The 19,293-nt window shown below is 56.3% G+C and carries 12 protein-coding genes; 8 read left to right on the top strand and 4 right to left on the bottom strand.

Translation table 11 applies throughout. The features are described from left to right. Positions 1-116 precede the first annotated feature (116 nt). Positions 117-1,448, top strand: coding sequence for an ABC transporter substrate-binding protein (locus FE784_RS37320; RefSeq protein WP_139607366.1), 1,332 nt, complete (start codon positions 117-119; stop codon positions 1,446-1,448). A gap of 68 nt (positions 1,449-1,516) precedes the next feature. Here the strand turns inward: FE784_RS37320 and FE784_RS37315 are convergent, their stop codons facing one another. Next, positions 1,517-2,410, bottom strand: a complete 894-nt coding sequence (locus FE784_RS37315) for a helix-turn-helix domain-containing protein (protein ID WP_176706796.1) — start codon at positions 2,408-2,410, stop codon at positions 1,517-1,519. Positions 2,411-2,485: 75 nt separating this feature from the next. On the opposite strand from FE784_RS37315, the gene FE784_RS37310 reads away from it, so the two are divergent. The 5 genes from FE784_RS37310 (at position 2,486) to FE784_RS37290 (ending at position 8,599) form a co-directional block, all read left to right on the top strand. Next, positions 2,486-4,570, top strand: a complete 2,085-nt coding sequence (locus FE784_RS37310) for a right-handed parallel beta-helix repeat-containing protein (protein ID WP_176706795.1) — start codon at positions 2,486-2,488, stop codon at positions 4,568-4,570. Between the two features lie 44 nt (positions 4,571-4,614). Next, positions 4,615-5,730 (top strand): sialidase family protein, encoded by a 1,116-nt coding sequence (locus FE784_RS37305; RefSeq protein ID WP_176706794.1) that lies wholly within the window; start codon positions 4,615-4,617, stop codon positions 5,728-5,730. Next, positions 5,727-6,509 carry an SDR family oxidoreductase gene (locus FE784_RS37300; protein ID WP_218103876.1) on the top strand — a complete coding sequence of 261 codons (783 nt, stop codon included), beginning with the start codon at positions 5,727-5,729 and terminating at the stop codon, positions 6,507-6,509. Before FE784_RS37305 ends, FE784_RS37300 begins: the two co-directional genes overlap by 4 nt. Before the next feature lie 258 nt (positions 6,510-6,767). Continuing rightward, positions 6,768-8,066: an alpha-glucosidase/alpha-galactosidase gene (melA, locus tag FE784_RS37295; RefSeq protein ID WP_139607361.1), complete on the top strand. Its 1,299-nt coding sequence runs from the start codon at positions 6,768-6,770 to the stop codon at positions 8,064-8,066. A gap of 248 nt (positions 8,067-8,314) precedes the next feature. Beyond that, positions 8,315-8,599, top strand: a complete 285-nt coding sequence (locus FE784_RS37290; RefSeq protein ID WP_176706793.1) for a Gfo/Idh/MocA family protein — start codon at positions 8,315-8,317, stop codon at positions 8,597-8,599. Between the two features lie 162 nt (positions 8,600-8,761). Here the strand turns inward: FE784_RS37290 and FE784_RS37285 are convergent, their stop codons facing one another. The 3 genes from FE784_RS37285 to FE784_RS37275 all read right to left on the bottom strand — a co-directional run bounded on the left by FE784_RS37285 (position 8,762) and on the right by FE784_RS37275 (position 13,097). After that, positions 8,762-10,078, bottom strand: a complete 1,317-nt coding sequence (locus tag FE784_RS37285) for an ABC transporter substrate-binding protein (protein ID WP_139607359.1) — start codon at positions 10,076-10,078, stop codon at positions 8,762-8,764. A gap of 85 nt (positions 10,079-10,163) precedes the next feature. Further along, complete coding sequence (locus tag FE784_RS37280) at positions 10,164-11,300, bottom strand: sialidase family protein (protein ID WP_218103875.1); 1,137 nt, start codon at positions 11,298-11,300, stop codon at positions 10,164-10,166. 216 nt (positions 11,301-11,516) lie between these two features. After that, complete coding sequence (locus tag FE784_RS37275; protein ID WP_176706792.1) at positions 11,517-13,097, bottom strand: exo-alpha-sialidase; 1,581 nt, start codon at positions 13,095-13,097, stop codon at positions 11,517-11,519. A 610-nt stretch (positions 13,098-13,707) separates the two neighbouring features. Between FE784_RS37275 and FE784_RS37270 the strand changes: the two genes are divergently transcribed. Together FE784_RS37270 and asnB are read left to right on the top strand one after the other, a co-directional pair. Beyond that, positions 13,708-17,100, top strand: coding sequence for an Ig-like domain-containing protein (locus tag FE784_RS37270; protein ID WP_139607358.1), 3,393 nt, complete (start codon positions 13,708-13,710; stop codon positions 17,098-17,100). Between the two features lie 199 nt (positions 17,101-17,299). Further along, positions 17,300-19,186 carry an asparagine synthase (glutamine-hydrolyzing) gene (gene asnB, locus FE784_RS37265; protein WP_139607357.1) on the top strand — a complete coding sequence of 629 codons (1,887 nt, stop codon included), beginning with the start codon at positions 17,300-17,302 and terminating at the stop codon, positions 19,184-19,186. The last annotated feature ends 107 nt before the right edge of the window (positions 19,187-19,293 follow it).

Here is a 19,293-nt window from a genome sequence, read left to right as displayed (position 1 = left end):
GTTTCAAATGAAAGCGTTGCCAAAATGGGCGTATGAGGAGGTGAAGCTCGAGGCGTAGCATTGAATCTAACGTTATACAGGCAAGGTTGTACCATACAGACAGGGAGGTCCATGCAATGAAAAACGTTTATGCCAGAATGGCCCCGCTATGCGCGATGCTGCTAGTCCTGTCGGCCTGCGGCGGGCAAAACAACGATGCCCAGCAAGGCGGATCGGCGGAGCAGACGCCGAAAGCGCCTGTGAAGAAGGAACCGATAACACTGTCCGTATTCGGATTCGGGACGGCCCAGGACAATGAGTTCGACCAGCGGTACCGGAAAACTCTGGAGGAGAAATTCCCGCACATCACGTTCAAGTATATTCCTCAATCCCAAGGCAATTCATTGGCGGAGATGGTCGCCCGCGGGGAAACGCCGGACATGATCCGGACCGATATCCCGAATTTGAAAAACAATTACTTGGACCTCAAGCTTGGAACCGATTTGAACGAGCTCGTGAAAAAGCACAATTATGATCTTTCCCGCTTCAACGCTCCCTTTATTCAGGAAATGATCGAGGCCGGTAGGACCGGAGCGCTTTACGGACTGCCTTACCCGCCCTATTTTCCGATGGTGCTGACGTACAACAAAAGCTTGTTCGACAAGTTCGGCGTAGCTTATCCGAAGGACGGGATGAGCTGGGACGAGGTATATGAACTCGCGAAGAAGATGAGCCGATCGGAGGGTTCGGGCGTGTTCCGCGGCTTCAGCGCCAACATTATGGCAATGCTGCGGGATAATCCGTACGGCTACCCGATTCTCGATCCGAGTGCCGAACAACTGTACGAGCCGGAGAAGTGGAAGCCGTTGTTCAACAACTTCAAGCGGTTTTATGAGCTGCCTAACAACAAGATCGAGGCGACCCGTCCGGCAGAAATCAACGATGCGTTCAAGAAGGGCAACGTGGCCATGCAGGCGAATCAGTACAGCCAATATTTGCCGATCCCCGAGGAAATCGATTGGGACATCGTTTCTTACCCTTCGCTCGAGGACGCCCCGAAACGGATGGTATGGCGAGGCTCGTTCTATTGGTCCATCGCCGCGACGAGCAAGCATAAGGATGAAGCGTTCCAGGTGATGATGGCGATGGTGTCGGACGAAGTGCAGCTGGCCGATGCCAAGAAAGGGATGCTGCCGACCGTTGCCAACAAGAGCATCCGGGAGGCGTTCGGCAAAGACAGGGCCGATTTGCAAAAGAAGAACATGAAGGCGCTGTTCTATTACCAGGATTGGGCGCCCTATTCGCCCAAGCGCAAAGCTGGTCTCGCGGATGTTCCGACGGTCGTGCAGCAGGACTCGATGGCCCAGACGTTCCATGACGTAGCCTCGAACAAGGTGGATTTGAATACCGGCCTGAGGCAGCTTGACGAGAAGCTTAAGCAGGAACTGGCCAAGGACAAGAGCAAGTAGGCGCAAGCGACGTTCGTTTAGGAAGTCCGTCGGCCGATAAGCCATGCTGATGAGCTGGCTTATCGGCGCTATCTCTCGATCCGCAACGTTCGCGTCACACCAAAGCCGCTCGTTTGCCGGTATTGGTTCGGGGTCGTGCCGACGAGCGCCTTGAACACGCGGATCAGATATTTGCTGTTGTCGAATCCGGTTTCCTTGGCGATCGTCTCCAATGTTTTCGGGGTCTGGGCGAGCAGAGCGGACGCTTTCTCGATGCGGATTTTACGCAAATATTGCATCGGCTGTATGCCGGTCTTGTGCAAAAAAACGCGGCTGAAATGCGATTTGGACAGCCCGGCTACGTCGGCGATATCGTCCAGTGAGAGCGGGGAGGCGTACTGGGACTGAATGAACCGGATGGCGTTCTGCAGCGGCTCGGATCCGTCTTGGTAAGGCTCCGAGTCGTATCCATCGGCGAACCGATCCATTTCCAGAATAAACCGGTACAGTTGGGCAGAGACGTCGTACCGGTCCGGGTTTGCCTCGCCACAAATTTGCGAGTACAGCCTGCTTACGCACAGCATGGGGTCAAGCTTGTCGCCGAACGGAATAACCGGACCGAACCGGTCAATGAGCGACAGCCAATGGCGGATTGCATCGTCGCCGCGAACGGCGATGAACAGAAACTCCCAATGATCGAAGGCATCGTCGAAGAAATACACATGATCGCTCGGCAGCGTGCATAGGAAGGCGCAATGCTTCGGAACGAGATACTCCCGGTTGCCGTATCGGATCGCGCCTTGTCCGGACAAGGTGAATTGGAAGATGGCGCCTTCGCCGTCCGGCCGCCGGAGGCCGTTGTAATGGTAATCCGTGGAAGTGACAGATTGCCAGCCGATGCCGTGCAAGCGCATACTCAGTCTGGAAGCGGTCATGTAGCGGAACTCGAACGTTCTGCGGCTGTATTGTTCGTGTGGCAGCAAAGGAATGCACCTCGGTTCACCAGGGATTTTGTCCATTTTCAGCCATTATACCAAAAAATGTTGGAGGTTAGCGCTATGCTTGATCGATCGGACGACAAAAGGAACACGGAAAAGGACACCGAATGGCAGGAAGCTGGCTCGTCATTGATGTCGAGACGGTCGATGCTGGCATCGCTCGGGATGACCGGGGCGGCTTTGGCTGTGGGAGGCGTACTCGGAGGAACACTCGGAGTGGTGCAGGGAGAGGGAGCGATGACGGTGATGGAGCAAGTATACGGCTGCGGGTTGACTGAAGACGGGTTGAAGTGCGCTGTGTCCGTCAGCCTCGCGGAGCTCCGCTCCTTGGCCGTTCCGGAAGCCGATCGCATATATTATGTCATGGACGCCGGTGCGGCAGGGCCCTTTTTGTACAATCCGAGCGATACCGTTTCCGTCGACAATACCGGGACGGTCATCGTTTCCGTGTCGGGAGCGCGCTTCAAGAGACAGTTTACAGGACCGCTTAATGTGCGATGGTTCGGGGCGAAGGGAGACGGCTCCAACGATGACGGGCCCGCCATCCAGGCGGCGATTGACGCCGGCGGCGCGCGCAGCAGCATTTATTTTCCACAGGGGACGTATCGGATCGCCGTATCGCTTCTGATCCGGCAGCCAGAGGTGACGTTGTTCTCGGACTTCAAAGCGGAGTACACGCCTAAGATATTATGCACGGTACCCGGTACCTGGATCATCCGGGTGAAACATTACTCATTCTGTATGAAGGGCATCCAGCTGGAGGGTGACGGCGTTATTACGCAAAATCCGTATATCCCTGCCGTAAACGGCATCTTGATCGACCGTTCTGACGAGACCGGTGCGGAGACGCTGTCGAACTTGGACAGCGATATCCAGTTCTGCGGCTTTTTCAAGCTGAACGAGTGTGTTCGTTGTGTCGGCCGAAACACTTTTTTCAACTATAACATCTTCAATTGCAGCGTGAAGGGGGTCGTCGTAGACCAATACCCGAACGCGGAATGCCGGGGCTACCGGTTCGTTCAGAACCGGTTCCACTCGATGGGTCTAGGCGGGTACGCTCTCGCGCCGGGAGCGGAATCGTGGTGCATCGAGTTCACATCGATCCGGGCATACGGCAATCAGGTAATCGGCAATATGGCCGATTTTGGCAAAGGGTTTTACAAAGGACCGGTCGACCGTTGCTCGATTAACGACAATCAGGTATATGGCGCCTATGCCGACGGAATTCGCATCGTTCATTCGCAGGGCGCGGAGACCGTATATCAGCAAGGGTACGAAATTTGCAACAATACTTTCGCTGCAAGCCAATATTTGAATTGGAGCAAAGCGGTAAGCGATACGATCCCGCAAATGGAATACGGCATCGTGGCGGAAGGGGCCGTGCTGCAAAACGGCTATATAGCCGGCAACGTCATCACCTTTCCGAAGAAGGACGGCATCCGCTTCGCCAATTTGAGCCAGTCGGCCGTTCAGAACAATTTTATTTTGTCTCCCAATAAAAGGGCGGATATCGACGGTTCGTTGTACAGCGGCATCTCGATTTCGGCCGGCACGCAAAATCTGGTGTCCGGAAATATGATCCGCTCGACGGTGCCTAACGGGGCGGCAAACAAGCACGGCATTTACAATGCGGCGACAAGCTCCAAACTGATCGATAATTTCGGCTTCAACCAGTCGGGCGATTTCATCGTCAATCTGGCGCCGGACACGAGCGATGTCGTCGAGGCGGGCATCCCGCGTTATACGGATACGTACAAAAGGGATAAAGCGTCCGCGACGTTCGGACTGCAGATGTACACCCACAATACGACTTCGCAGAAAACGCTGTTTGCCGAAGTGGTCGCACTGCAACGAAGCTCGACGACGGGGGCGGAGAAGGCAGATTTGCAGTTCAATGCCATGTCCGGCGGCACGCTGAAGCCATTGATGGTCGCTTCGTGGCAAGGCTCGTTGTCCGTAGGAGACCGCTCGGGACGGGAAACGATGCAGAACGGCTATGTGAACGCAAAGGCGCTGTACGGCGAGCATATTTCGTTTATCGCCAGCGCGTCGTCGTCAGTGCCGAATCAATCTTTGTTCGTCGATGCGGCCGATTCCAAGCTGAAGTTCAAAGACGGCGCCGGCATTGTCGTCACCTTAACTTGACCTCGAAACAGGTCATTCAAGACATCGCATAGGAGGAAATGAGGTTGGCGCTCAAGCCTGTCAAACATATCGTCCTGTACAAGGACCGGCATTACAATTCGTTTCCAAACATTGTCGTAAACAAGGAGGGGACATTCGTCGTCGCTTTCCGCCAAGCGCCGGACCGGCAAGGTACGTTCGGCCTGCAGCACGTCGATCCGTCTTCCAGGGCCGTAGTTGCGACTTCGGCCGACGGAGAAACGTGGAGTTCCGAGGCGAACGTCTTGTACGACGACTTTTTCTATGGCGTGCAGGACCCGTGTCTGAATGTGCTGGCGGATGGTACGATGTTCGCCACCTGCTTCATGTGGAAAGTAGCAGAACAGGACGATGTACGAGGAGATCCCGATTACGATTACAAGGTGTACAACAACTGGCTCGGCAAACGTGTTGGATCGTATACGCTGAGATCGGCCGACGGCGGCTTGACGTGGGACCGTCCACTCCCGGTCGATCTAGGAAGATTGTCGATACGCGGCAACGCCGTGGAACTGGCGGGCGGCAGCCTGCTCGTTCCATTCTATAGCGAATCGGACGGAGCGAAGGACGGGGTTTCCCGGGCGATCGTGGGGAGGACGGACGATCGCGGCGTATCGTGGACCCGGCAGGCTGTCATCGAGCCGGAGCAAGGCTATGGCCTATTCGAGCCGAACCTGTACCGGACGCCCTCCGGCAAGATCGTCCTGTTTGCCCGCTGTCACAAACGGAATCCGCAGCCGGAGGACGGCCGCGAAGCATACCCGCTAGTAACCGCAGAGTCGCTAGACGACGGCTTGACGTGGAGCGCTCCGGTTCGTCGTCCCTTGTACTCGCCGAGTCCGTTTCATCCGCTGCGTTTGCGAGACGGTCGCGTGCTGCTGACATACGGCTACCGGTTCAGGCCGTACGGTATTCGCGCCGTCCTGCTGGACGCGGAATGCGAGCGCTGGGCGGAGGAGGAGGAGGAGATTGTCCGGGAAGACGGGCACGGCGGCGATATCGGCTACACTTGCGCAGCTCAGCTTCACGATGGACGGATACTGATCGTCTACTATTATTCTCGGCAGAACGAACGGGAGCGCTACATCGCCGGGACATTATGCGAGCTTGCGAATGGACGAGGAGGGGAGGCTGCAACATGAGCGTATTGCAATCGTTCTCCTTGGAGGGGAAGACCGCCTTGGTCACGGGAGGAGCGGGGCTGTACGGACGGCAAATTGCCCTGGCGCTTGCACGGGCCGGGGCCAGGACGAATATGACAACGCGCAGCCGGGAGCGGCTGTCCGAGTTGGAGGAGAGCTTCGGGCGGCAAGGGGTTGCCGTGGCCGCCCATGAGCTGGACCAAGAGCTGGAGGAATCGGTGCTGGAGCTGCGGGATCGGCTTGTGGCGGTGCATGGCCGCATCGATATTCTCGTCAATAACGCGGTTGCCCGGACTATGGGCTCGTGGGACGATCCGCTCGAAGCGTTCGACAAGAGCATGCGCATCAACGCTACGGGGCTGTTTGCCGTAACGCGTGCATTCGGCGATGTGATGGCTGCCGAAGGCTCTGGCTCCATTATAAACATCGGCTCGATACAAGGGATGGTCGGTCCGGACGAGTGGCTTTACAAGGATATGGGATTCCACGGGTGTTTTCCGGATTATTTCTACCATAAGGGCGGGATGCTCAATTTTACCCGTTTTGTGGCTAGTCATTACGGCCCCCGCAACGTGCGCTGCAATTGCATCAGCCCGGGCGGACTGGCCTCCCACCGCACGCCGGACGCCTTTCAGGCGCGCTACAACGAACGGACGATGCTTGGCCGGATGGCCGGCGAGGAGGATCTGGCTGGAAGCGTCGTCTTTTTGTCCTCGGACGCTTCCGCCTACGTAACGGGAGCCAACTTGCCGGTAGACGGGGGATATACGGCCAAGTAATGTCGGCCTGAAGTCTGAAGGGGCTTCTCGCCCCTTGTCCCGTGACGCGCCAAGCCGAGGCGGGGACGAAGCCGGACATGGCGGGCGCCGCGTAGCTACATATCAGGCTGCCGCAATGCAGAAAACGACCGTGTCCTTTCTGGATGGAAGGGAGCGGTCGTTTGTTATGCTTGTAGTAGATAAGATAACAAATGTAAGACGGATAGTAGCATGAAAATAGAGCAATTAACTGACATTGATTTCGGAGGAGAATGGAAAATGGACAAAATTACGTTTATTGGAGCGGGCAGCGTGGCGTTTGCCAAAAACGTGCTTGGAGACTGCATGCTCGTACCGTCGCTGCAGTCGTTCGAGTTCGCCCTGTTCGACATCGACGCGGAACGGCTGAAGGACACCGAGAGGATGCTCGCCCATCTGATCGGCAAACTGGGCAGCAGTTGCTCCGTGAAGGCTTACCCCGATCGGAAGGGGGCGTTGCGGGGAGCGAAATATGTGATTAACACGATCCAGGTCGGCGGCTACGATCCATGCACGATCACCGATTTCGAGGTACCAAACCGGTACGGGCTTCGCCAGACGATAGCCGACACGGTCGGGATCGGCGGTATTTTCCGCAACCTGCGCACTATTCCGGTCATGCTCGATATCGCCCGCGACGTACGGGAGGTTTGTCGGGATGCCTTGTTCTTCAACTACACGAACCCGATGGCCGTGCTGACGAACGTCATGAATACGTATGGCGGTGTCAAGACGGTCGGCCTGTGCCACAGCGTACAAGCGTGCGCGCCGCGGCTGCTGAAGCATCTCGGCATGGATCCGACGGGCGTGCAGTGGAAAATCGCCGGCATCAACCATATGGCCTGGCTGCTCGAGATAACGAAGAACGGGGAGGACTTGTATCCGGAAATCAAACGCCGGGCTGTCGAGAAGCAGAACGGAAAGCATAGCGACATGGTCCGGTTCGAGCTGATGCGGCGATTCGGCTATTACATCACTGAGTCGTCGGAGCATAACGCGGAATACCACCCGTACTTCATTAAACGGAATTATCCCGAGCTGATCGAGCGGTTCAACATTCCGCTCGACGAGTATCCGCGCCGCTGCGTCAGGGCGATCGAGCGTTGGAAGACGATGCGCGACGAACTGGTGGGTAACGAAGGGCTGACGCATACGCGCTCTCATGAATACATCTCGTATATTTTGGATGCAATCGAAACTGACGTTCCGTTCAAATTCGGCGGCAACGTGATGAATACCGGACTGATCGCGAACTTGCCGAGCGAAGCGTGCGTGGAGGTGGCTTGCATCGCCGATTCGAGCGGCGTAACCCCGACTTACGCCGGGAGTCTGCCTGTACAGTGCGCGGCGCTGAACCGGACGAATATCAACACCCAACTTCTGACGATCGAAGCTGCGACTACATTGAAAAAGGACTCCATTTATCAAGCCGCGCTGCTCGATCCGCATACGTCGGCGGAGCTGTCCATCGACGATATCGTAGCGATGTGCGACGATCTGATCGAACGGCATGGCAATTGGCTGCCGGCTTATCATTGATTGCTGAGGGTAGGATTGGCGGACAATACGCCGAAACATGTATTCCCCAACACCTCATCGGACTTGATTTCGCCCTGCATCGACTCGTTGGGCGCTCGCGCAAAGGTGAAGCCGCGGTGTACTCGATTGATCGAAGCGAGTTTTCTTCCCCAAGGATTGCAAATTAATCAAATTAATAGCTTGTCATCATGCCCGTCAGCTCTCATAATGGAAGCGGAAGAAAACTTTGGGTTTTGGGGAGTATCAGAATGGGAAAGTGGCGGATTGCCGCCGTGGGAACAGGAAATATATTCAGAGGCATTCATTTGCCGGCGTGGCTTGCTAATCCTGAAGCGGAGATCGTTGCGGTTTGCGACGCCTACCGTGCCGGGGCGCAGAAGATCGCCGACGAACATGGCATCAAGGATGTGTATGAGGACTATCGCAAAGTCATTGCGCGCGACGATATTGACGTGATCAATATATGTACGCCTAATTTATATCATTCGGAAGTAGCCATCGCCGCACTGAAAGCCGGCAAGCACGTGTTCTGACATGATCAAAATTTCAAGCGCGATCTACGAGTCGGCACGATCCGGCATATGGCAAAGCCGCTTCCCGCACATTCCATGCAGGCGGCGGCTTTTTTCGTTACTCCCGACCGGATTTCGTTTGCCCGCAACTTGTCGGGACATACGCATTGCACTCGACTGAAATTACTTCGTTTTTTCCTCGGCTATTTTTTTGTTGGCGTTCTCTTCCGCCAGGCGAATGGCGGTGTTCACATCGCTTTTTTTGTTCACTACGTCCCAGAACGCGGCGTCCAGCTGCTGAGCGGCGATGACGTCATATTTCGAGACGAACTCCGGCGAAGGCGCAATATCGTTTGCCAGAAACGCTCCCACGTTCTTCCCCTTCAAATAGTCGCGGTCCGCGCCAAACTGCTGTTTAATATCGGCATTTTTCATTACCGTCGGTTCTCCGCCCCGGGCACGCTGAATCTGCACTTCATCGGAGAGAAAATGGGCGATGATGGAGAAGGCTTCCTCCTTATGCTTGCTCGTAGAGGATACGTACAAAATCGGGCCGAATACTTGCATGCCCTTTTTGGGAGCTTGCGCGAACGTCGGCATAGTCGCCATATCCCAATTCAAGCCGGAGGTCGCCAAGGTGCTCATAATATTCGTCACCGAATACATGGCCAGCGTCTTATCCTTCAAAAAAGCGTCCGTGGCGTTTGTTTTCAGTCCCTGCATTCCTTCAAGCTCATAAAACCGCTTCATCGTATTAAACCAATTTTTCCACCCGTCCGTGTTGAAAGCGGCTTGATCGTTTCTCACCAGCGGCAAGGACAGCTGATTGTATTGCATCTGAATGGCGGAAGCGAACTCGAATCCGCGATATTGAATGCCGCCTTCTTCTCTTGTCAGTCTCTTGGCCAATTCATACACTTCATCGTATGTGATGCCGTCCTTCGGATACGGAACCGCAAACTTGTCGAAAATGTCTTTATTGTAGTAAAGCGACGTATTATTCATTGTAATCGGCAAACCGTATATTTTGTTGTTGTCGAAATAAGGCTTGAGCCCCTCCATCGCCAACGGAGTAATCCGATTCAGATCGAATTTTTGGCTTTTGATCATCGGCGCCATATCGTACAGCAGACCCAATTGCTCCAAATCAAACGTATATTTCGCCCCGGAGCCCTGAATCAGATCAGGGGCATTTCCGGCAGCCACCAGCTCCTTGAGGGTAGAGCCCTTCTCATTCTTCACATTAACTAGCGTAATGTGCGGAAATTTTTTCTTCATCGGCGCAACCCATAGATCATTCCACAATATTTCGGCATAATTATTCGGGTTGAACACGCGAAGCGTTACCGGTTCCGGCTCTTTCTGCGTTTCCGCACCCGTCCGGGGCTTCGCTTCCTCGTTCGTAACCGCTTTTTGGCCGCACGCGGCGGCACATGCAACCAGGATCGCCAGCCCAATTGCCGCGAGACTCGTTCTCCGGATCTTTTCTGTTGTCCTCATCTTGGTTCCCCCCCTGAATTTTTCAAAATAATGCTGCGGCTCGTTGCGCGTTCCAAACCGACGCACGGGCCGACGCGCCGCTCCGTTAAACGCCGCCCTTGTCGACAATAACTTTCAACCTGGCGGCGGAAGTGACGCATTGCCCGGCGAGCACATCCTCTTCTTTGAACACCGCCATCAATATTTCCATATCCTGCTTCCTTTCGCGGTCATAGATGATATAGATCGTTCCATCCTCCGCTTCCGTGCCGTCCGGATAAGAAACGTTGACGCGTTCGTCCAGCAGCAGTCCTTCCGTCCATGTAAATCCGTCGTCTTCGGACAATTGCGCAGTCAGATGGCTGCGACCGTTGAAGCCGTAATGATTGACCAGCAGCAGGCGTCCCGAACGGAGACGGCGTATATAAAACCGCGAATTCGGACCGCCCAGACGGGTCGGCCTGCCCGGACTCCAAGTGAGCCCTTTATCGGATGAAACGCTTTCCCCGATGCCGTAAGTCGTTCGGACCAGCATCCATAAGCTGTCGTCTTTACGCTCCACGATCATATGCTCGTCGAAGAAGCGGTTCGGGACATTGGATTTGCCCCGCCATTCAAAGCTGTTTCCCTGGTCCGAAGACACGTATACGCTGGAGTAGCGCTCATCGGGCAAGCTGTCGGCGCCGGAGATTTGAATGGCCCATTTGACCGACCATAGCGCTATGGGAAATACCCATTCGCCCGAACCGAGCACCGTAGGCTTGTTCATCATGATACCGTTCGCGATCCTGCGGGGTGCGCTCCACGAGCCGTTTGCCTCGTCCGGTTCATCGAGCACGGCTGCCCATACGCCGCAACGTCCGTCATACATGTTGTAGCTTTGCGCCCAGCACAGCCAGAGGCGGCCCAGCGGATCGACCCAGAGACAAGGATCGAAAGCGCGCACTTCTCCCGGCGGATCGATAACCAATTGCGGCGCCGACCAGGTCCGCCCCTCATCGCTGCTGCGGACAAGCACGACATAATTTTCCGAGCCTTCCCCGTCGCCGCCGCTATAATAAGCCGCCCATAGTGTTCCGCTCCGGGTTCGCTCAATGGTCGGGATTCCCTGAAACCTGCGGGATTTCGCGGCGTACGCGTCTCCCGGAGCCAATAGGAGCTCCACGGGCTGAAGCGCCAGCTCCCGATCGTCCGATTGCATATCCAATACATCCTCCCTGATCTGTTCGCGTATGATTTCCATCCATCCAATGCCGCATCCCGCTTTCCCGAGACGCACCCTCAGTATAGCAATTGGCCAAGGGATCGTATTTGATCGGTTCGAGCAACTTATTGTGCAGGTTCATGCATGCACCGAATACCGGATAAAACAAAAAAGCCGACTCCCCTTTTATTTGCCGGAACCCGGCAAACCATACAGGAAATCGGCAAAAGGCGGGATGCGATCCTTTCTTCCCGGCTAATCATGAGGCGGAATGGCGAGCGCAGAGGCTTCGCAAGTTTCTTTATGCTTGCGAACGTATTGCATGGGGGAGAGGCCTGTCGCTTTGCGGAACGCCCGGCTGAACGTGTGAATCGATTCGTATTGCATCATCGCGGCGACCTTCGTGATGTTCCCGGTTCCTTCCTCCAGCAGTTCCATTGCTTTCAGCCATTTTCGCTTGGCGTAATAGCCCCGCAAATTGTCGCCCAGCTCCTTTACGAACAGCCGGGATAGATGGGGCAAGCTGTAGCCAGACGCCTCGGATACTTCCTTTAAATCCTGAATATACAGCAGCCGCTCGTCGATATAACGGACAGCGAGGTATACCGCTTTCCTTGCGCTGTCTTCGCCTGCCTCGCTCTCCTTGCATTTCTCGAGCTCCTCGATTTTCTTGAGCAACAGGCTATGATTCCATTTGCTGGCGAAATTGCGGCTGGGCGACGCCGCAGCGTGCAGTTCCTGGTTGCCGTTCGCTTCAAGCCCGGCCTTGTCTACAATGACCTTGAATCTCGCGGCGGCTGTTACGCCACGCCCGGCGAGCACATCTGTCTCCGTGAACACGGACATCAAAATTTCCATATCCCGATTACGTTCCCGGTCATAGATCACATAGATCGTTCCGTCTTCGGCCTCTGCTCCGTCAGGATACGATACGTCGATTCGTTCATCCAGCAGCAGCCCTTCCGTCCATGTATGTCCGTCATCCTCCGACAGTTGCGCAGTCAGATGGCTGCGGCCATGAAATCCGTAATGATTGACGAGCAGCAACCGTCCCGAGCGGAGGCGGCGAATAAAAAAACGCGAGTTCGGGCCTCCGAGCCGAGTCGGCTTGCCGGGGGTCCAGGTCGCCCCTTGGTCCCGCGAAATGCTCTCCCCGATTCCGTAAGTCGTTCTAACGAGCATCCACAAGCTGCCGTCGTTGCGCTCCACCACCATGTGCTCGTCATAATGACGGTGGGGAACATCTGCCTGGCCGCGCAGAGTAAAGCTTTCCCCGCAATCGGTCGTTACGAGCGCGTTGGAAAAACGTTCTTCCGGCATGTGATTCAAATAGGAATTTTTATTTTCCCATACCGTTGTCGGGAACAGCCAATCTCCCGTCGATAGCACGGTCGGCTTATTCAGCATGACGCCGTTGCCGATGCGCCTCGGCTTCGACCAGAGCGGCTGCTCGTTTTCGGGCTTGTCGCAAATAGTCGCCCATACGCCGCATCTTCCGTCATAGAGCCCGTAGCTTTGCGCCCAGCACAGCCACAGCCTGCCGAGCGGATCGATCCATAGGCACGGGTCGAAAGCGCGCACTTTCCCCGGCGGGTCCACGACGAGAATGGGGGAAGACCACGTGTGCCCGTCATCTCCGCTTGTCACGAGCAGAACGCAGTTTTCCGCGCCTTCGCCTTTGCCGCCGCTGTAAAAGGCAGCCCACAAACGGCCGCCCCCGGTGCGTTCAATCGCCGGTATTCCTTGAAACATTCGGTGGGCAGCCGCATATTTTTCCGATGGCGCAGTTATCAATTCCACAGGTTGAAGTGCCAATTCCTTCAGATCGCTATTCATGACTGCAGCTCAGCCCCCCAAATTGACAGCGCTTGCTATAACTTGCATCGCGAAACCGTCTCCGTCATTTCCGACACCGTCCGGCGCCGCTGCCCGAAGGTCAACGCCCGAGTCCAGTAAGGCTTGCTGCCGGACGGACTGCTACAGAGAAGACATCCTCATTGCAGCAAGTATATCATACCCCGAGTTCCATGTATTTGACCGTATCGTTCAACTCATTGTGCAGCAACGTAGCTTGCGATTTAAAAAGGACATTCAAAATCAAGTAAAAACGATTGCTTTTTTGCTAAAAGAATACGTATAATTAAATGGATGCATAGTAGATATTAGATACTTATAAAATTGAAATTAATAAGAAGGAATTCGTATTCCTAAAACAAATCAGAAATCGATTTCTATGCAGAACTCGCCAATATCGGGTCCGATCAGCGGAGGGGATAAGTGACGACGATCGCGCTCGCGGCCGGTTCGACAATAAGTTCGAGAAGGCACAGCCGCGCTATCCTTATGACACAGAGAACGACTAACGACTGCATCCACAGGGAGCGGAGGAGAGGGAAACCGGCACTGTTTGAAAGACGACGAGCAGTCGAAGGAGGGAATGACGAATATGATTTTGAAATGGAAGCGAATGCTGCTTGCTTTATTGCTGCCTGCTTGCTTGTTGACTGTTGTATCGTGGGGCGGTCCATTTATTGAAAACGCTTACGCGAATGGGGCGATCCCGGCGTTCCCCGGTGCCGAAGGCTATGGGATGTATGCGACAGGCGGACGCGGAGGCGACGTGTACGAGGTCACGAATTTGAACGACAGCGGACCCGGTTCGTTCCGCGATGCCGTCAGCCAAGGGAACCGCACGATCGTATTTCGGGTATCGGGGCATATACAGCTGCAGTCGGTATTGACGATATCGAGCTCGAACTTGACGATTGCCGGTCAAACCGCACCCGGCGACGGAATTGCCGTCATCGGACACGGCGTGCAGATCCGCAACGCGGACAACGTTATTATGCGGTATATGCGTTTCCGGCTGGGGGACATCAATAATGTCGAATGGGACACGTTCTATCTCGGCGACAGCACGAACATCATCATCGACCATTGCTCGTTTTTGTGGGGAGTCGACGAGGTGTTTTCCGCATATCCGAATGAAAGCGTTACCGTTCAGTGGTCCTTGATCGGGGAGGCTTTGAACAACTCCGTCCATTCGAAGGGAAGTCACGGCTTCGGCGGAATATGGGGCAGCTCAACGAGCTACCACCATAATCTGATCGTCCATAACAGCGACCGCAACCCGCGGTTTATGACCTACTTGGAGCCTCCGTATCCGGCGGACCGGCTGATCGATTTCCGCAACAACGTCGTCTACGATTGGGGCACGAATACGAGCCATAGCGGGCAAGGGCTCGATTTCAACATGATCAACAACTATTACAAATGGGGAAATTCCACTCAGACCGCGCGTAAAAATATGATCTTCACCGGCGGGGAAAACTCCACGGCGTTCATAAACGGCAACTACATGGAAGGCTCGCCCGAGGTAACGGCGGACAATTCGCTCGGCATTCGCAATCCGGGACCTGGCGTGACTTTTTCCACTACAGAAGTCGCCCGTTCGGCGGCGTATCCGGCGACGAGTATCGCGACCCATACGGCGGAGCAGGCGTACGGGCTCGTGCTGGCCAATGCCGGGGCGATCGTTCCGAAACGGGATTCGAGCGAAGCGCGCGTCGTGGCTCAGGTGTACAACCGGACGGGACGGCTGATCGATTCGCAGCGGGAAGTGGGCGGTTATGCCCCGTTGAACGGCGCGGCGGCGCCTGCAGACAGCGATCACGACGGTATGCCCGACGCATGGGAAACGGCAAATGGGCTGAATCCGAACGATGCCTCGGATCGCAACGGGGATATCGACAACGACGGCTATACGAATCTGGAGCATTATTTGAATTCGATCGCGTCGAACGGCTCGAACAGCCCCGAAGTCAGTCTGCTCAGCCCTGGCCTCGACTCGCTGCATACGGCGGGAGGCAGCATGACGATCCAGGCGGCCGCGAGCGATAGCGACGGGACGATTGCCAAAGTGGAGTTTTATGCCAACGAGGTTAAATTGGGCGAGTCGGCGCAGGCGCCGTATTCGTTCACCTGGAATCAAATTCCCGAAGGCACGTACAGTCTCACGGCTCGCGCTGTAGACGACAGCGGTACGGCGGCAAGCTCGCCGGCGCACCCGGTCTATATCAACAACGCCGGCTCCGGCTCGCCGTGGAGCTCCACGGATATCGGCCCCGTCGGCATTCAGGGCCATTCGGATGTGACGGATAGCGTCTATACGGTAAAAAGCGCGGGCGCGATCAGAGGCGGCTCCGACGCGTTCCGCTATTTGTACCGTCCGCTCGAGGGCAACGGGGAAGTGATCGCCCGGGTGGATGCCGTCACGCACACGAATGAGCAGGCGAAGGCGGGGATTATGCTGCGGGAGCGGCTGACGCCGGATTCGCGCATGGCGATGATCGGGCTGGATTTGAATGCGCAGAGGTTCAATCCGTCCTTCTTCTCTCGGGCGGCGGCGACAGGGGGCGGCATCCAGAGCGCCGTGGATGAGTCCGCCGTCCAACTGCCGTATTGGCTCAAGCTCGTCCGCTTCGGAGACAAGGCGACCGCTTACGTTTCGGCGGATGGAGCCAACTGGACGAAGCAGAACGAGACGAGTTTCGTTACCGGAGCCGTCTACATCGGTCTCGTCGCCGATCCGGCCCAGGAGGCGACCGTACGGCTGAAATACAATACTTCGAAGTTTTCGAACGTGAGCTACAGCGAAATACCGCCCGTGCCGGAAGGTCCGAGCGGATTGCAGGCTTCCCGCACGACGGGCGATGTCCGGCTGAGCTGGGACGCCGTACAGGGCGCGGACTCCTACACGGTGAAGCGAAGCATGCTGCGGGGCGGACCTTACCAAACGGTCGGGACGTCCGTCTATCCCTTCTACACGGACGCGAGCGTTCAGCCCGGCATCAATTATTTTTATGTCGTTCATGCCGTCAACGAGTACGGGGAGAGCATCGATTTTTCCAATGAAACGAATGGCGCGCTGCTCGGAACCGATCCGTTGACCTATTTGCTGGCCGAGGATTTCGAGACCGCGACGGCGGGCTCGCTCGTTCCGCCGCATATCGCAGCGACGCCGAACAACGCGACGAACCATCTGATCGTGTCCGCCGTGCCGCCAGGCTCGACAGGCAACGCTTCCGCCCAGACGGTGGAGCTGTACGACGCATCGAGCGGGCAGACGGCAGGGAATGCCGCTTTTCCGCCGCAATCGGGACGGTTTGTGGCGCAAGCGGATTTCATGCTGCCGATCCGGGTAACTCCTATCCGCGCCTTGAAAGTAATGGACGGCAGCAGAGCCTATGTGGAAATATTGGTGTACAACGGCATTGGCTGTACGGCGACCCCATGCTTCTCTTACCGGGCCTCCGACGGCAGCTACTACGCCTTGCCGAGCAACCATGCGTATGCGGCCAATACTTGGTATACATTGAAGGCTGTCGTCGATGTGCCCAATGAGACCGCCACGATATACATCAACGGTCTGTCGGCCGGTACGATCCCGTTTTATTTCGGAAGCGGCTGGACTTCGCCTTCCAGTCTCGGCGTGATGGGGGCGTCGACGGCATCGACCGCCCAAACGAGCGTATATTGGGACAATATCAGGGCCGGCATATACGGCTTGCAGGCGCCGGGTTCCGTGACGGCTTCCTCCGGTTCCGGAACGGTCCAGCTGAGCTGGTCGGCGGTGGCCGGAGCAGGGTCCTACAACGTATACCGATTGGATCCCTCGTTGAATCGCTACACCCGAATAGCCGCCAATGTGACCGGTACCGCCTATTCCGATGAAGGACTGGCGAACGGGGTAACGCAAACGTACGCAATCGCCGCCGTTCGGACCGAGACCGGCGAAGGAGAATACTCGGAACCGGCGCAAGCCGTACCCGGCAACTGAATGTTATCGATTTTGCAGGAAAGCGGTTTTTCGTCCTATCGGGGCGAAAGACCGCTTTTTTTCCGCGTATTGCTGCGTTCCCGTCCGCTTCTGTTTGCGCATCCGTTCTTCGAATTCGCGGCAAGGTATGATATACTTGATTTCTAGTTGCGGTGCTTGCCACCCGACACACGTATTTGCAGAAAGAAGGACTGTACCTATGTGCGGCATTACCGGCATGATGTACTTTGACAATAGAGACATTCCAGACGCTTCCTTGCACGCGATGATGGACGTCATCCGTCACCGCGGTCCGGACGATGCGGGCGTGTGGACGGACCCCGGCATCGGGCTCGGCTTCCGGCGGCTGTCCATCATCGATTTGAAGGAAGGACACCAGCCGCTGTGCAACGAGGACGAGTCCGTCTGGATCGTGTTCAACGGCGAAATATACAATTACCAGCCGCTCCGCGAGAAGCTGCTGGCGCAAGGACACCGGTTCCGCACGCATACGGACACGGAGGTTATCGTCCATCTGTACGAGGAGTACGGCGAGGATTGCGTGCAGCACCTGCGCGGCATGTTCGGCTTCGTCATCTGGGACCGCGCGCGCAAGAAGCTGTTCGGCGCACGCGACCATTTCGGCATCAAGCCGTTTTATTACGCTCATGACGGCAAACGTTTCCTGTTTGCTTCGGAAATCAAGAGCTTGCTGGCGGTTGAAGGCTTCGATCGGCGATTGGCCGAAGAAAGCCTGCTGCAATATTTGACGTTCCAATACGTTCCCGAGCCGAACACGATGTTCGAGGGCATCTCGAAGCTTCCCCCGGCTCACACCGTCACGGTGACGCCCGACGGCAAGATGAAGCTGCACCGGTATTGGGACCCCATGTTCGCGCCTGTGCAGCGTCCGTTCGGCGAAGTCGTGGAGGAGCTGCGGGCGAAGCTGAAAGACTCGGTCATTCACCATATGCATAGCGACGTCGACCGCGGCTGCTTCTTGTCGAGCGGAATCGACTCGACCGCAATCGCGGCGCATATGCGGGCGATCGAGCCGATCCGCACGTTTTCCGTCGGCTTCGAGGGTGCGAACAACGAGACGGTAATCGCCAAGGAGACGGCTGCCGCGCTCGGCACGCAGCATTACGCGAAAATCATTACCGAGCGGGACTTTTTCGATTCGGTGCCTACGGCCGTCTGGCATCAGGACGAGCCTGTCGCCGACCCGTCGGCGATCGCGCTGTACCATGTCTCGCAGCTCGCTCGCGAGCAAGTAACGGTCGTGCTGTCCGGCGAAGGCGCGGACGAGCTGTTCGGAGGCTATCGCATTTATCGCGAGCCGCTCGCGCTTCGTCCGCTGGGCTGGCTCCCGCTGCCGCTCAAGCGGCTGCTGCATCAGGTCGTACGCCTGCTCCCCGGCGGGCTGACCGGACGCAATTACTTGCTGCGGGCCACGACGCCGCTCGAGGAGCGGTTTCTCGGCAACGCCAAGCTGTTCGGGGAAGAAGCGAAGGCCGCGCTGGTCCGCTGCGACCCGGGGCTGCTCGGCACGTATCGCGATCCATGGAAGATAGCCGGACAATATTACGAGAAGACGAAGCACCTCGATCCGGTGACGCGCATGCAGTACATCGACATGAATTTGTGGATGCCGGGCGACATTTTGATGAAAGCGGACAAGATGACGATGGCTCATTCGCTGGAGCTTCGCGTGCCGTTCCTTGACAAAGAGCTGTTCGAGTTCGCCCGTACCATTCCGACCGATTACCGGCTCGGCGGCGGGACGACGAAATACGTGTTCCGGAAGGCGATGGAAGGCATCATTCCGGACTTTATCCTGAACCGTCCGAAGCTCGGCTTCCCGGTTCCGCTCCGCGATTGGCTGAAGGGGCCGAGAGGCGGCGAGCTGCTGGAGCAGATTCGCGCTTCCGGCATCGATCATATTTTGCAAATCTCCGAAGCGGAGCGGATGCTGCAGCTGCATCGGAACGGTCAGGGCGACTATTCCCGCCTGCTGTGGGCCGTGTACATATTCGCTCTTTGGCATTCCACCTATTTGCAGGAGGCGAAAGGCTACGGCCGGGAAAGAAGCGTTACGGTGTCTTGAGCCGATGGGAACGAATCGAGATGAAAATGGGTCTCCTCGGAAAATAACTGTATAATAGGCAGCAAAAATTAGGTGGGCGGCGAATTTCACTGAAATAGGTGGAAAAC

Source organism: Paenibacillus hemerocallicola (genome assembly GCF_006265175.1).
In the GTDB taxonomy this organism is placed as follows: Bacteria; Bacillota; Bacilli; order Paenibacillales; family NBRC-103111; genus Paenibacillus_AB; species Paenibacillus_AB hemerocallicola.
The sequence above is the reverse complement of the archived record's forward strand: the minus strand, read 5'-3'. Positions and strand labels throughout refer to the sequence as shown.